The organism is Rhizobium sp. CFBP 13644, from assembly GCF_014842165.1.
In the GTDB taxonomy this organism is placed as follows: Bacteria; Pseudomonadota; Alphaproteobacteria; order Rhizobiales; family Rhizobiaceae; genus Agrobacterium; species Agrobacterium tumefaciens_C.
The window spans coordinates 412,130-424,495 of record NZ_JACYVF010000002.1 but is presented as its reverse complement, the minus strand read 5'-3'; the positions used below and the strand labels follow the sequence as shown (position 1 = coordinate 424,495).

11 protein-coding genes are annotated in these 12,366 nt (G+C 57.0%); 3 read left to right on the top strand and 8 right to left on the bottom strand.

All coding sequences use genetic code 11. The features are described 5' to 3' along the window. Positions 1-84: 84 nt before the first annotated feature. The 4 genes from IFT53_RS07135 to IFT53_RS07120 all read right to left on the bottom strand — a co-directional run bounded on the left by IFT53_RS07135 (position 85) and on the right by IFT53_RS07120 (position 3,800). Positions 85-693 carry a DUF2026 family protein gene (locus IFT53_RS07135; RefSeq protein WP_192064241.1) on the bottom strand — a complete coding sequence of 203 codons (609 nt, stop codon included), beginning with the start codon at positions 691-693 and terminating at the stop codon, positions 85-87. 224 nt (positions 694-917) lie between these two features. Then, the gene (der, locus tag IFT53_RS07130) at positions 918-2,354 is read right to left on the bottom strand and encodes a ribosome biogenesis GTPase Der (protein ID WP_192064242.1); all 1,437 of its coding nucleotides are present in this window, start codon (positions 2,352-2,354) and stop codon (positions 918-920) included. Between the two features lie 33 nt (positions 2,355-2,387). After that, positions 2,388-3,059: a tetratricopeptide repeat protein gene (locus tag IFT53_RS07125; protein WP_192064243.1), complete on the bottom strand. Its 672-nt coding sequence runs from the start codon at positions 3,057-3,059 to the stop codon at positions 2,388-2,390. Between the two features lie 156 nt (positions 3,060-3,215). Then, on the bottom strand, positions 3,216-3,800 hold the full coding sequence (locus IFT53_RS07120; protein ID WP_042617369.1) for an NnrU family protein: 585 nt from the start codon (positions 3,798-3,800) through the stop codon (positions 3,216-3,218). Between the two features lie 195 nt (positions 3,801-3,995). Between IFT53_RS07120 and IFT53_RS07115 the strand changes: the two genes are divergently transcribed. Next, positions 3,996-4,979 carry a polysaccharide deacetylase family protein gene (locus IFT53_RS07115; protein ID WP_192064244.1) on the top strand — a complete coding sequence of 328 codons (984 nt, stop codon included), beginning with the start codon at positions 3,996-3,998 and terminating at the stop codon, positions 4,977-4,979. A gap of 54 nt (positions 4,980-5,033) precedes the next feature. On the opposite strand, the gene bacA is transcribed toward IFT53_RS07115, so the two are convergent. The 4 genes from bacA to glpK all read right to left on the bottom strand — a co-directional run bounded on the left by bacA (position 5,034) and on the right by glpK (position 9,939). Continuing rightward, the gene (bacA, locus tag IFT53_RS07110) at positions 5,034-6,311 is read right to left on the bottom strand and encodes a bacteroid development protein BacA (protein WP_192064245.1); all 1,278 of its coding nucleotides are present in this window, start codon (positions 6,309-6,311) and stop codon (positions 5,034-5,036) included. Between the two features lie 186 nt (positions 6,312-6,497). After that, positions 6,498-7,250, bottom strand: a complete 753-nt coding sequence (gene map / locus IFT53_RS07105) for a type I methionyl aminopeptidase (protein WP_042617372.1) — start codon at positions 7,248-7,250, stop codon at positions 6,498-6,500. 17 nt (positions 7,251-7,267) lie between these two features. Continuing rightward, the gene (locus IFT53_RS07100; protein ID WP_192064246.1) at positions 7,268-8,329 is read right to left on the bottom strand and encodes an LLM class flavin-dependent oxidoreductase; all 1,062 of its coding nucleotides are present in this window, start codon (positions 8,327-8,329) and stop codon (positions 7,268-7,270) included. Positions 8,330-8,445: 116 nt separating this feature from the next. Then, on the bottom strand, positions 8,446-9,939 hold the full coding sequence (gene glpK, locus IFT53_RS07095) for a glycerol kinase GlpK (protein WP_192064247.1): 1,494 nt from the start codon (positions 9,937-9,939) through the stop codon (positions 8,446-8,448). 157 nt (positions 9,940-10,096) lie between these two features. Here glpK and IFT53_RS07090 point away from each other — a divergent pair, with 157 nt between their 5' ends. After that, positions 10,097-10,873: a 3-hydroxybutyrate dehydrogenase gene (locus IFT53_RS07090; protein ID WP_192064248.1), complete on the top strand. Its 777-nt coding sequence runs from the start codon at positions 10,097-10,099 to the stop codon at positions 10,871-10,873. 23 nt (positions 10,874-10,896) lie between these two features. After that, complete coding sequence (xdhA, locus tag IFT53_RS07085; protein ID WP_192064249.1) at positions 10,897-12,366, top strand: xanthine dehydrogenase small subunit; 1,470 nt, start codon at positions 10,897-10,899, stop codon at positions 12,364-12,366.

Below are 12,366 nucleotides of genomic sequence, written 5' to 3'. Positions count from 1 at the left end.
TAGAGCGGGGTCGGGCTGCTGATTGACGTCAGGCGGCTGCCGCGGGATCACGCTGGCCGTCCTTTTTAATTCCCCGATACAGCCTTACCATGCGCCCTGGAGGGCATGACCGACCAGAGGAATGGTCGTGGATTTGTCGCTTTGATCGACAACGGAGATAGATGACTGCATCTGCCTGGGCGACTTCCGAAACCAGCCTGCGGCAACCGATGCAAGGTCCCCGATCATGGTGTGCTTGCGCCAATCCGCAAAGCGACGGGCAGTCGCTTCCGGCTCGGACTTGTAATAGAAATCGCCCGACTGCGAGAGATCGTTGATCGACACTGCCATCTCAGACAATGGTCGCTGAAACATTTTCGACGGCACAGAAAGCCCCTGCGCTGCCTCGGCAAACGCTGGCGCCATGAAATCGATCGCCCAGCCTTCCGCCTCCACCCAGCAGTGAAAATTCTCGCCAGCTCCGGTCACATGGCCATCTTCGCGGTGATCCGCAAACAGGATCAACTTGCCATCCAGATTATAGGCCGCAAGCCCACCCTTCGGCTTGGCCTTGACCTTGTAATGATGCTCAAGAATAAAGGCACCAAAGGTGCTGAAATACATGGAAGCCGATGCAGGATCAGCGTTCTCGTTGACCAGCAGGCTGTTGATGACGCGATAGATGCGGTGATAGTCAGTCTGCTTGATCAGCATGGGTTTTTACCTGAGAATTACGGCTTTGCGCTGGGAAACCGTATTGTCGATATTGCAATGGGAAGAGGTTGCGTTGGAGTACGCTACCCCCACTTCCGTCATCCTCGGGCTTGACCCGAGGATCCAACCACGGTGAATGTAGGGGCTAGTTAGATCCCCGGGTCAAGCCCGAGGATGACGTCGAGTGATAGGTAGGCTTGCGGCTAGATCGGCGACGACCGGCACTAGCGCTTCTTCTTCGCCTTGCTTTCGAACGGGTTGTCCGAACCACGGTAGTGCACCCGGATCGGTACGCCCGGCATGTCAAAATCCTTGCGCAGGTTGTTGACGAGGTAGCGTGTGTAGGATTCCGGAATGGCTTCCGGGCGCGTGCAGGAAATCATGAAGGCCGGTGGGCGGGCCTTGACCTGCGTCATGTATTTGAGGCGCAGACGACGGCCTGATACTGCCGGTGGCGGATGCTGGGTAACCTGCGCATCCAGCCATTTGTTCAACTTGGCTGTGGAGATGCGGCGGTTCCAGATCTTGTCGGTATCGATGATGTTCTGCATCAACCGGTCAAGGCCATAGCCAGACTGGCCGGACATGGGCACAGCGCGAATGCCACGCGCCTGCGGCAGCAGACGTTCAGTTTTTTCGCGCAGGTCTGCCAGAAACGCCTGAGGGTCTTCGACCAGATCCCACTTGTTGAAAGCCAGCACAGCGGCACGGCCTTCGCGGATGACCAGATCGACGAGCTGCAAATCCTGCTTCTCGAAAGGAATGGTGGAATCAAACACGATGACCACAGTTTCCGCAAAGCGGATAGAGCGCAGCGAATCCGCTACGGAAAGCTTTTCCAGCTTCTCGGTAACACGTGCCTTGCGGCGCATGCCTGCGGTATCGAACATCTTGATGGTGCGGCCGCGCCAATCCCACTCAACCGAAATACTGTCACGGGTAATGCCCGCTTCAGGTCCCGTCAGAAGGCGGTCTTCGCCGAGGTAACGGTTGATGAGGGTGGATTTGCCAGCATTGGGACGACCGATGATTGCCACGCGCAGCGGCTTGGTCTCGTCATAAACGGGCTCTTCTTCCTCGTCGTCCTCGTCCTCGCCAAATTCGCCGCGGTGCAGCACGACATCCGTCTCAGCCTCGTCGAAATCGTCCTTCGGAAACGCTACGTCTTCACCAATGGCCGCGACGATGGCATCGCGCAGGTCGATCATGCCCTGCCCGTGCTCGGCAGAAATCGGGCATGGCTCACCGAGACCCAAAGTGTAGGCATCGTAAAAGCCGCCATCGGAGCCGCGTGCTTCAGACTTGTTGGCAACCAGAACCACAGGCTTGCCTCGGCGACGCAGCATTTCCGCCAGCGTCTGGTCAGCAGGTGTGAGGCCGAACTTGGCGTCCACGACAAACAGCGTCAGGTCAGCCTCTTCCATGGCCTCCTCCGTCTGCGCCCACATACGGCCCTGAAGTGTTTCCGGACCGGATTGCTCCAGACCTGCAGTATCGATGATGGTGAAGCGCAGGTCGATGAGCTTCGCATCGCCGGGGCGGCGGTCGCGGGTCACGCCCGGCGTATCATCCACAAGCGCGAGTTTTTTGCCAACCAGACGGTTGAACAGTGTGGACTTGCCGACATTGGGACGCCCTACGATGGCGACGGTGAAACTCATGGGGAAACCCTAACTTGAAACTATGGCGCGAACTTACGCTGCCTTGCCGGATGCGGCAATATTATCGAGCATGATACGTGCGCGGCTCGTGACGTTGCGCGGGGCCTGGGCATCAGACATGATCTGCTCAAACCACTGCTTGGCCTTCACGAAATCGCCAGCCTTGTAAGCCGCAAGGCCAAGCGCCTCGCGTGCGGAATTGCGCATGGCCTGGCCTTCGCTGGCCAGCACTTCCGCCTGCGCGGAAACCTGTTCGTAACTGCCGGTATCCACCAGCAGCCACGCGGCGCGAACCTTGGCCGTATCACGGAACACCTGTGGCGCGGATGTATCGTTGCCAATAGCTGTAAAGGCCGTGATTGCGCCTGCTGTATCGCCCTTCTGGGCCAGAAGCGTTGCAGAGCGGAACTTTGCCAGAACCGGATAGGAGCCGTGACCGGCAGTCTCCAGATCGGCCAGAGCCTTCAGCGCCTCGTCATTCTTGCCATCGGCGGCAAGCTTCAACGCGCTGGCAAACTGATCGCCAGAGGCCGATGCGCGGTTGCTGTTCCAGTATTCATAAATGCCAGTTCCGGCGGCTCCGGCAACGACAAGCACGGCGGCAGCCACGACAACAATGCCATAGCGTCCCCAGAAATTGCTCATCTGCTCAGCGCGGATCTGCTCGTTTACTTCGCGGACGAATGTATCATTCTCGTTTGCCATCGAATTCTCCATTACCCGCACCGGATCCGTCACCGTTCATCTGGTCTGCGGACATGCCAAAGCCCTTGGCCGAGGCCAGCGCAAAAAGCCAACCACGGTCATTGCTCGGCCTTCTAGCCTATTTTCCCTTATATGTAAGGGGAAAACTCGTTTTTCTTACATCGCGAGCGGTTGAACGCCGATCAACCATTCGTGCAGCTTCCAGATGAAAGCAGCCCACAGCACAATGCCCAGCACAACGGCGAGGATGTCGTAGCGTGCAGAGACGAAGGGGCGGGTAACCACCTCACCTGCCCTTGCGCGACGCTTCAGCGAAATGCGCACCACGACGCCCCAGGCGAGAATTGCCACAAAGAGCAAGACGGAAGACGTCTCTCCATTGGCAAGAAGATGCGCCAGCGCCCAGATCTTGACCGCCAGAACCAGCGGATGCTTCATCTTCGTTGCGATATGGCCAGCCGGAAGGAGGCTGGCGGCAAGACAGATCATCGAAAACAGCATCAGGGTCAGCGCGATATGGCTGGTCCAGATGGGTGGGGAATAAAGTATGCCGGTAACCTGCCGCGCCTGCCCAAAGGCATAGGCGACGAAGGCGACGGCCAGAATGGAAACGACGGAATAGGCGCCCTTCCATGGCCCCTCACCCATCTGCGCGATCATTTTATTGCGAAAGCCCGGCGCGAATATCCGAACCGAATGCGTGCCCAGAAGAACGATGAGAGAGATAACAAGCAATAGCATGGAGAGCCCTTTGAATATGTCGCGCAAAGCGTATGAGGCTATGCTTAAAACAATGCTGCGAAAGCGCCAGCCTTAATCTACTGCCGATTTCGGCTTGCCCCGCGAACGGCCGCAATTTAACGAAATTTGCAGACAAATCAAAGCTTCGCCTTATTGCATGGTCATGAAGCACCACCTTTTGCAGATGTGGTCATAATGTTACGTTCTATTGCACTTCTTTCCCTATCCGTCGCCTTTGCCGCGCCCGTCAGCGCACAGACGATGGAAAAGCCAAAACAATTGCTCATGGTTTCCTTCGATGGCGCTGGCGATAATTCGCTCTGGGAGCGAAGCCGCGCAACGGCGAAAGAGGTGGGCGCGCATTTCACCTATTTCCTCGCCTGCACATTGGTCATGGACCGCAAGACGAGCGCCAAGAGCTATCAGGGACCTGGCATGAAAGCTGGCCGCTCCAATGTCGGCTTCGGCCAGTCGGTTGAAGAGGTCGAGACACGCCTTCAGAATATCTGGTCAGCCAGGCAGGAAGGCCACGAGATTGCCAACCACACCTGTGGCCATTTTGATGGTGGCAACTGGAGTGAAGAACAGTGGGATGCCGAATTCACCAACTTTACCAGCACCATGGAAAATGCGTGGCAGATGATTGGTAAGAAGGATGTGGAGCCGCAGGGCTGGCGCGATCTCGTTCACGGCATCAACGGCTTCCGCGCGCCCTATCTATCGCAAAGCGAAGCGCTGACCGCTGCCCAGAAGAAACACGGCTTCGTCTATGATGCCACCAGCATTACCAAAGGCCCGGCATGGCCGACCATGAAAAACGGCATCCAGCATTTCGGTCTGCCGCTCATTCCAGAAGGCCCCAGCAACCGGCCCATCATCGCCATGGACTACAATCTGTTCGTGCGCCATTCCATGGCCATCGAAAACAGAGAAAAGTCAGCCGAATTCGAGGAACGCGCCTATCAGGCCTTCCGCGCCGCCTTCGACAGACAATATGATGGCGAGCGCATGCCGCTCCAACTCGGCTTTCACTTTGTGAAGATGAATGGCGGCGCCTACTGGAATGCGTTGGAGCGCCTGCTGCGGGAGGTCTGCAACAGGCAGGATGTCGCCTGCGTGACTTACGCGCAGGCCATGCCGATGATCGAGGCACGGCGGGCGCAGAAATCGCAGGGCTGAAAACCGCATGGGTTTGAAATGAAAAAGGGTGGCACATGGCCACCCTTTTCTGTGTCAGGTCGGCTTGTTCGCAGCCAACTCGCCATCCTCAGCTTCACGCTTGAGGTAACGCTGATCGATCTCCGGCAGCGGCTTATCGTCGATTGCAGCTTCGAAGGCCTTCAAGCGCTTATAGATGGAAAGAAGCTCAACGATCGTTGTCCAGGAATTGATGAGATACTGGAACGACCCACGCACCTGATCGAAGACGTTACCGATCTGCGTGAACACACCCAGCGTGATCTTCCCAGCCGCAATCGATGGAATGAGCACGATAAGGCTGTAGAGATTATCGGCCTGAAGATAGAAGATACGAGCGACGTTGAAGTACAGATAGTGGAAATAAAGACGGAAATAGTTTTTCCGCACATTCGAAAAGAGCTCCGCCACGGTAGCAGGGCGGGCGCGGTCTTCATGGTCCTCGCCATAAACAAGTTCTTTTCTATAGGCCGCCTCAACGCGCTGATTGCGGAACTCAAGACCGGGAAGCTTGATGCCGACGAGAGCGAGGAAGCCAGTGCCGAACAGTGACCAAACAATTGCGGCCCACACCAACGCATGCGGAATCTCACCGATGATCGGCAGTTCCGTGATTGTCTCGGAGAAGGTGAAGAGAACGGGCAGAAATGCGATCAGCGTCATGATCGCTCGCACCAGACCGACGCCCAAACCCTCGACGGTGCTGGAGAAACGCATCGTGTCTTCCTGAACACGCTGCGAAGCGCCTTCAATGTGGCGCAGGCGATCCCAGTTGGCCATATAAAATTCGTTCATCGCGGTGCGCCAACGGAAGATATAATGGCTGACGAAAAACAGATTGAGCACGCCGACAGTGATGGCGAAGAACAGAATACCGGTAACGCCAACAAGCCCCATATAGAGCTGCTCTGCCGTAACAGGAGCGGTTTTGGCCAGAGCCTGCTGGACAAGGTCATAATAGGGACCGTACCAGGCGTTCATAGCCACGCTGACCTGAACCGAGAAATAGGTCGCGAAAATAATCAGCGCCGAGCCCAGAATTGACCAGTTCTGCCATCTGTGCGGGCTATAGACGAACCAGAAAGCCGCAAACAGCGCAACGGCCGCTGTGTAATAGAGATAGAACCAAAGAAATGGGGTCGACCAGAAAACGGTAACGCCGGTAGCAGGCGGCTGGCCCGCAGGCAGATCGGGCAGGCCTATTGCATTGCCCCACCCTCGTGCACCAGCATACCAAAGCCCAATCATAAGAAGCGACCAGACGACGGCAGAGGTGAAAAACAGTTTGGGTTTTGGGAAGAAGGAATGAAACACGTTTTGAACTCTCGCGAGCTTTGAGGTCAGCCATTATTGGCGAAGCAGTTTTGCGGGAAACTAGGGCAGAAATCCGTGTGCAGCAATGCAACAAACGCTAACTTACGAAGATGTAAGGTAGATGCGCGCTGCCGCAGCCGGAGATGAGGAAACCCTTAAACAAGGCATGCGTGCAGCCACCTGGAATTACTCTGCAAGCGTTAGGATCAATGGACCATTCTTGGTTGCGACGACGGTATGCTCAAATTGGACCGTTGGTGCGCTAGGGTCGCTGAACAGCGTCCATGGATCGTCATCGCCATCTTCGGCCCAATAGGCACCCATGGACAGGAAGGGCTCGACCGTAAACACCATGCCTTCGGTCATGATGCGGGTTTCATCCTTGTCCGGCCATGTGGCAAGCTCGGTCGGCTCTTCGTGCAGGGAGCGGCCAATGCCGTGGCTGGCGAGATTGGTGATCAGCGTGTAGCGATTTTTCTTCGCAAAGGCGCCGATGGCATTGCCGATATCCGCCAGCGGGCGGCCTGACTTGATCTGCTGCAAACCAGTCCACATGGCGCGCTTGCCATCCCGGCACAGCCGCTCGATCTCTTTTTTGACAGGCGGAACGGCAAAGGACGCGCCGGTATCTCCGAAAAAGCCATCTTTCACCGCTGACACATCGATATTGACGAGATCGCCCGCCTTGATGATGCGGGGGCCGGGAATTCCGTGGGCCACTTCTTCATTGACGCTGATGCAGGTCGCACCCGGAAACTGATAGCAGAATTCCGGGGCAGATTGCGCGCCATTGTCTTCCAGCACCTTGCGACCGATGGCATCCATTTCCAGCGTCGTCATGCCCGGCTCCATCGCATCGGCCATGGTCTGCATCGCAAACCCGCAAATGCGGCCAATCTCTTTCAGCTTCGCCAGTTCTTCTTCGGAGGAAATAACCATTGTCGTCCCGTTGTTTTTCAGGCCGTGGCTTTCGCGCTATCGCTCCTGCCAGTCAATTCTTTTCTCACAATCGGGGCGACTTTGGTGCCGTAAAGCTCGATACCGCGCATGATCTGGTCATGCGGCATGAGGCCGATGGCCATTTGCAGCAGAAAACGATCGTTCTTGAAGACGCCATGGGCCTTGATGATTTTTTCCGCGACCAGCTCCGGGTCACCGAGAAACAGATTGCCCTCCGGCCCGCGCGCCACGTCATAATGCGCACGGTTGGTCGGTCCCCAGCCGCGTTCGCGCCCAATGCGGTTCATGACCTTTGCCTGCGGCCCGTAGAACTGGTCGGCGGCCTTTTCGGTGGTATCGGCAATGAACCCATGCACATTGATGCTGGTTTTCTGCTTCGCTGGCTCCTGCCCGGCGCGGCGTGCTGCCTCGCGGTAAAGATCAAACAGCGGCGCGTAGCGGCGGTATTCGCCGCCAATAATCGCCAGCGCCACAGGCAAGCCCATGGCCCCTGCCCGTGCCACGGATTGCGGAGTGCCGCCAACGGCAATCCATATCGGCAGATGGTCCTGGAAGGGGCGCGGGTAAACACCGCGTCCGTTGATGGGCGGATGCTTCGACCCGGACCACGTCACGATTTCCTTCTCGCGAAGCGTCAGCAGCAAATCCAGCTTTTCGCTGAACAGCTCGTCGTAATCTTCAAGATTATATCCAAACAGCGGATAGGACTCGATGAAGGAGCCGCGGCCCGCCATGATTTCGGCACGGCCATTGGACAGGAGATCCACCGTTGCAAATTGCTGGAACACCCGGATCGGATCATCCGAGCTCAGCACGGAAACAGCGCTCGTCAGCCGGATGTTCTTGGTTTTCACGGCTGCTGCAGCCAACACTGTTGATGGCGATGAAACCGCATAATCCGGGCGGTGATGTTCGCCCAGACCAAACACATCCAGCCCCACCTGATCGGCAAGCTCGATTTCTTCCAGAAGGTCTTTCAGCCTGCGCGCACCCTCGGCACCCTTGCCGCCAGGCGCGTTCGGATCGACATCCGCAAATGTATAGAGACCCAATTCCATGTCTAACCCTCAATGATGTTTCTTGAGAGATAGGGATAGAATGAGAGCGAGGCAAACCCAAAAAGCCGAAAGGACCTATCGAGAGATTCGATAGGCCAGACGGCGGCGCTTCGGTTCTAGACTGAACTCAGGGTGCGCCGCACGGCATTTCGCCACCCCTTGATCTTGCGCTCGCGGGTCTCGTCATCCATTTGCGGCTCGAACCTGTTGTCGCGAGACCAGACTTCAGAAAACGCCTTCATATCCGGCCAGACACCCGCCTTGCTGCCCGCAAGCCAGGCGGCACCAAGGGCTGTCGTTTCAAGGATCACAGGGCGGTCAACCGGTGCATCGATGAGGTCGGACAGGCGCTGCATCGTCCAGTCAGAGGCTACCATGCCGCCATCGACACGCAGCACGGTGTCGCCATTGGCGTTCTTCCAGTCCTTGTGCATGGCATCCAGCAGATCTCCGGTCTGGTAGCAGACGGCTTCCAATGCAGCGCGCGCAAACTCTGCCGGACCGGTGCCGCGCGTCAGCCCAAACATGGCGCCACGCGCATCCGCATCCCACCAGGGCGCGCCAAGACCAACGAAGGCAGGCACCAGATAAACGTCCTGCGATGGGTCTGCCTTCTCGGCAAGAGCACCGGTTTCGGATGCGGAACCGATGACCTTCATCCCATCGCGCAGCCATTGAACGGCAGCACCGGCGACGAAGATGGACCCTTCCAGCGCATAGGTGGTCTTGCCATCCAGACGGTAGGCAATGGTTGTCAGCAGCCGGTTCTTGGAGCGAACCATGTCTTTGCCGGTGTTTAAAAGTGCAAAGCAGCCGGTGCCATAGGTGGATTTGAGCATGCCCGGCTCAAAGCAGGCCTGCCCGATCACGGCTGCATGCTGGTCACCCGCCACACCGAGAATAGGGATAGGCGCACCAAAAAGTTCGGCATCCGCCACGCCAAATTCGGCGGCGCAATCCAGAACCTCAGGCAGAACAGACGCTGGCACATCAAGAATTTCGAGAAGCTGCTTGTCCCAGGCGTTCTTTTCGATGTTGAACATCAGCGTGCGAGACGCATTGGTGGCATCCGTCACGAAGGACTTGCCGCCGGTCAGCCGCCAGATAAGGAATGTATCGACCGTGCCGAAGCACAGCTCGCCCTTCTCGGCGCGCTTGCGCGCACCCTTGACCTTCGAAAGCAGCCAGGACAGTTTTGTGCCAGAAAAATACGGATCGAGCAGCAGGCCGGTCTTCTTGGCGAACACCTTCTCGTGCCCGTCCTTCTTCAGCTTTTCGCACAGCTTGGCGGTGCGCCGGTCCTGCCAGACAATGGCATTGTGTAGCGGCTTGCCGGTGTCACGCTCCCACAAAAGCGTGGTTTCGCGCTGGTTGGTAATGCCGATGGCGGCGATGTCAGACGCCTTCACTCCGGCCTTTTCCAAAGCCTGCTTGATCGACCAGACGACACTTTCCCAGATCTCTTCCGGATCATGCTCCACCCATCCGGAATCAGGGAAAATCTGCCGGAACTCTTTTTGCCCCGTCCCTGCCACCCGCATCGAACCATCAAAAACGATGGCGCGTGTCGATGTCGTGCCTTGGTCGATGGCGAGAATATAACCGCCCATGCATGCCTCCCGGAATAAAGTTTGGCGCAAGACAATATGCGCGGCTCACAATGTCAAGCCACGGCATGCGCATCACATGTCAAATATGATTGCCAGTTCCCCTGCTTTAAGCATAACCTGCCAGCAAGCGTTGCAACGTTGGGCAAAGGGAAACGCCATGCACCGAACCGTAATCGTGACAGGCTCAACCAGCGGCATTGGTCTGGCCATAGCACAAGCCTTTGCCAATGATGGCTGCAACGTGATGCTGAATGGCTTCGGCGTTGAGAGTGAGATCGAAGATACCCGTCTGCTGATGGAAGCAGAAAGCGGCACACGCGTTCTCTACCACGCGGCTGATATGACAAAGCCCGACGAGATCTCCGATCTGGTAAAAACGACGCATGACAAGCTCGGATCAGTGGATATTCTGGTCAACAATGCGGGCGTGCAGCACGTGGCACCGGTGGAAGATTTTCCGCCGGAAAAATGGGACCAGATCATCGCCATCAACCTGACCAGCGCGTTTCACACCATGCGGGCAGTCATTCCACTGATGAAAGCAGCAGGCAAAGGCCGCATCATCAACATCGCTTCCGCGCATGGTCTCGTTGCCTCGCCCTATAAATCTGCATATGTGGCGGCAAAACATGGTATCATCGGGCTCACGAAATCCGCAGCGCTGGAACTTGCCGAGACTGGCATTACCGTCAACGCCATATGCCCGGGCTATGTGCTGACATCGCTCGTGGAAAAGCAGATACCCGACACAGCCAAGGCACGCGGCATCAGCGAGTACGAGGTCAAGAACGACGTTCTCTTGCGACTGCAGGCGACGAAAGAATTCGTGAAGGTCGAGGATGTGGCCGCAACCGCCATCTTCCTGGCCAGCGATGCCGCAAAACAGATCACCGGCACGCATATTTCCATCGATGGCGGCTGGACCGCACAATAATCATACGCAGACGAAGGCACGGCATGAAAGACGCAATCAGCTTCATCCTCAACAACGAGACCGTTTCGCTTAAGGATTTTGGTCCGACGGAAACGCTGCTCGATTATCTGAGGCTGCAAAAAAGACTGACCGGGACAAAAGAAGGCTGCGCCGAAGGCGATTGCGGCGCTTGCACCGTTCTTGTCGGTCGTCTTCTGGATGGCTCGCTGCGCTACGAAACCGTCAATGCCTGTATCCGTTTCATCGGTTCGCTGCATGGCGCGCATATCGTCACCATAGAGCATCTGGCGGGCAAGAATGGCGTGCTGCACCCGGTGCAACAGGCCATGGTGGACTATCATGGTTCCCAATGCGGTTTTTGCACACCCGGCTTCGTCATGTCGCTTTATGGCCTCTGGCTCACCAGCAACAAGCCATCCCGTGCCGATATCGAAAAGGCGTTGCAGGGCAACCTCTGTCGCTGCACCGGCTACGAGCCGATCATTCGCGCCGCTGAAAGCGTGACAGCTGCCAGACCCAGCACCCTGTTCGACCCGATCGAGCGGGACCGCTCCAGCATCATGTCACGCCTCTGGGCGATCCAGCAGACTGAAACGATCATCATCAACAAAGATGACTGTCGCACGATCATACCGTCGAACATTTCCGAATTCGCTTCCGCCTATGCGGCTGAGCCCAAGGCCACCATCGTGGCTGGCTCCACCGATGTCGGCCTGTGGGTGACAAAGCAGATGCGGACGCTGACCTCCGTCATCTTCATCAATCACTTGAGCGAGCTTCAGTCGATCTCGGTAAGAGATGGCGGCATTTCGATAGGCGCTGGCGTGACTTACGCCCATGCCTTCACAATATTGGCAAAGCATATTCCCTCCCTTGGCCGTCTGATTGACCGCATTGGTGGCCAGCAGGTTCGCAACATGGGAACGATTGGCGGCAACATTGCCAATGGTTCACCCATCGGCGACACACCACCTGCGCTGATCGCACTTGGGGCCACGCTGACGCTGCGCTCATCAACCGGCAGCCGGACAATGCCGCTCGAAAACTACTTCATCGACTACGGCAAGCAGGATCGTTTTTCCGGCGAGTTCGTGGAAAAACTTTTCGTGCCGATCCCATCAGCCGATACCCATTGCGCGATCTACAAGATTTCCAAACGCCGCGATGAGGATATTTCAGCACTCTGTGCCGCCTATCATCTGAAGCTGGATGGCGCAGGCGTGGTGGAAGACATACGCATTGCCTTTGGCGGCATGGCGGCAACGCCCAAGCGCGCCGTGGCGCTTGAGGGCGCGCTCAAGGGCAAAGCCTGGAACATTGAAACCATTCAAGCGGCTCGTGATGTGATCGAGGCAGATTTTCAGCCGCTGACCGACTGGCGCGCCACAGCCGAATATCGTCTGCTGACCGCGAAAAACCTGCTGACCCGCTTTTTCCTGGAAACCACAGGTGAGGCCCAAGAGTTGCAGCGCTTTGCGCTGGCGGAGGCGTGA

Coding starts and splice junctions, on each gene's coding strand:
- IFT53_RS07115 (WP_192064244.1), top strand. CDS start 3,996: ATGTTACGTTCTATTGCACTTCTTTCCCTATCCGTCGCCTTTGCCGCG.
- xdhA (WP_192064249.1), top strand. CDS start 10,897: ATGAAAGACGCAATCAGCTTCATCCTCAACAACGAGACCGTTTCGCTT.
- IFT53_RS07090 (WP_192064248.1), top strand. CDS start 10,097: ATGCACCGAACCGTAATCGTGACAGGCTCAACCAGCGGCATTGGTCTG.
- IFT53_RS07100 (WP_192064246.1), bottom strand. CDS start 8,329: ATGGAATTGGGTCTCTATACATTTGCGGATGTCGATCCGAACGCGCCT.
- IFT53_RS07120 (WP_042617369.1), bottom strand. CDS start 3,800: ATGCTATTGCTTGTTATCTCTCTCATCGTTCTTCTGGGCACGCATTCG.
- IFT53_RS07125 (WP_192064243.1), bottom strand. CDS start 3,059: ATGGCAAACGAGAATGATACATTCGTCCGCGAAGTAAACGAGCAGATC.
- glpK (WP_192064247.1), bottom strand. CDS start 9,939: ATGGGCGGTTATATTCTCGCCATCGACCAAGGCACGACATCGACACGC.
- der (WP_192064242.1), bottom strand. CDS start 2,354: ATGAGTTTCACCGTCGCCATCGTAGGGCGTCCCAATGTCGGCAAGTCC.
- map (WP_042617372.1), bottom strand. CDS start 7,250: ATGGTTATTTCCTCCGAAGAAGAACTGGCGAAGCTGAAAGAGATTGGC.
- IFT53_RS07135 (WP_192064241.1), bottom strand. CDS start 693: ATGCTGATCAAGCAGACTGACTATCACCGCATCTATCGCGTCATCAAC.